This is a genomic window from Microvirga tunisiensis, assembly GCF_009296175.1.
Lineage (GTDB): Bacteria > Pseudomonadota > Alphaproteobacteria > Rhizobiales > Beijerinckiaceae > Microvirga > Microvirga tunisiensis.
Genome location: NZ_VOSK01000690.1, coordinates 1 through 1,690, shown reverse-complemented (window position 1 = coordinate 1,690; position 1,690 = coordinate 1). Strand labels below are relative to the sequence as shown.

Genomic DNA, 1,690 nt, shown 5'->3' with positions numbered 1-1,690 from the left:
TAGATCGTGTGGGTGCTGTGCGAGAATGAAGCGTCTGCTGAGGGCGAGTAGAGCATGAGCGGCCTCCGGGGTGAGGTGACCGCCTTACCTCACCAATCCGGCGGTCACTGGCCCATGAGATCTTTTTTATTGTGTCGCGCGGAGCGTGCAATTATAGGGCTGCAAATGGCGCAAAATCGTTAGTACGGCACGACGAACAAACGGTCCTCCGGTGAGTTTGTAGGCTCTTCATAGGAGGACACAGTGCCTCGCTTTTATTTTGACATCTGGGCGGGCGACCAGATCACCCGCGATCCCGATGGCCTTGAGCTGGAGGGACTGGACGCCGCCGAACACGAGGCCGCCCTCGCAGCGGCCGCCATAGGCAAGGAGAGCCTCCCGCATGGCGAGGCCACCGAGATCATCGTTCAGGTCAAAGACGAACACGACCATCCGGTGCTTATCGTGGCGCTTGCCATGAGTGTTCGCCGGATGGAACCTGCGTACGCGTGAAACCTACCGCGCAATTTCGCGGAACGGACGTTTATGGAACCGGAAGCGTGTTCGAGTGGAAGCCGCTACTCGAACCGGCCAAAGCCTGTCGCAACCCGGATCGGCTGAAGCGTGAGGATCATGCGGCGGCCTGATTGCTCTCCAGGTGAAGGTAGGTCGGATCGAACTCGCCTGCTTCCTTCAATCTGTCCCAATCCGGAACCTTCAGCCGGTCGCCGGTCAGCTCAATCAGGCCATCGGCCCGTAGTTGCTGAAGCACCCGGTTGACGTGAACCGTCGAGACGCCAATCGCGTCCGCAAACTCGCCCTGGGTGATCGGCAGGTCACAGGCATGATCCTCCACAAGGCCGACCGCCCGCAGGCGCGTGAGCAGCTCGCACAGCACATGGGCCATGCGCGTGTAGGCATCGCGGCGTCCGACATTGAGCACCCACTCCCGGAAGATCGCGGCATCGATGAGGGTCTCGCGCCAGAAGGCGGCTGTGAGGCGGGGATAGCGCTCGCAGATGTCGCGCAGGTCCTCATGCTGGATGAACCCCACGCTGCATGGGCTAATGGTGCTGATACTGTTGTCCAGGACCGTCAGGTGCAGGCTCTGGAGGTCGGGGAGGTCGCCTGGCAGGTTGAAGGACACGATCTGGCGCTTGCCTTGCGCCGTGACCTTGTAGGTGCAGGCAAAGCCGCTCAGGATCAGGCAGGCCCGGGAGGGACTGTCGCCTTCGCGCACGATGGCCTGGTCGGTCTTGATGGCCACAACCTGCATCGGCAGCGTCTGGAGAGCGTGGCGCTCGTCCTCCGAGAGCGTGAAGATGCTCTCCAGCTTGCGGATCATCGGGTTGTATTTGGGGTGAAATGCTGTGGCCAAAATCAAGCTCTCTGCCTTGCAGGCGGGAGCATGTAAATCTCTCAGCCATCAGCGCCTGAGATCGAATGCCAACAGTAAATCAATAATGCCATACGAATGGCAGGCAGTCTTCCAGCTATGTTAATGTCTGTGATTAACGTAAGTGATCCAAGCTAACCCGATCAGGATAGCGGCATGAGCCCGTGACCTCTATGCCACAGCCTAGTTGTTTGGTAGCGGAACGTTGTTGGGATCGGGTGCGTTACGCCATTGAGGAGTACACTTGGCGCTTTGACGGCCTGCGACGCCGAGCTTCTCACCGCAGGAGGACGTGATGCACTCCCTTCATCCGCA

Annotated in this window: 2 protein-coding genes; one reads left to right on the top strand and one right to left on the bottom strand. The window is 59.7% G+C overall.

The genetic code is table 11. The annotated features are described in order from the left end of the window. Positions 1–243: 243 nt before the first annotated feature. Positions 244–492 carry a DUF6894 family protein gene (locus FS320_RS42905; protein WP_152718588.1) on the top strand — a complete coding sequence of 83 codons (249 nt, stop codon included), beginning with the start codon at positions 244–246 and terminating at the stop codon, positions 490–492. Positions 493–610: 118 nt separating this feature from the next. Here the strand turns inward: FS320_RS42905 and FS320_RS42900 are convergent, their stop codons facing one another. Beyond that, the gene (locus FS320_RS42900; protein ID WP_244627756.1) at positions 611–1,357 is read right to left on the bottom strand and encodes a Crp/Fnr family transcriptional regulator; all 747 of its coding nucleotides are present in this window, start codon (positions 1,355–1,357) and stop codon (positions 611–613) included. Positions 1,358–1,690 lie beyond the last annotated feature (333 nt).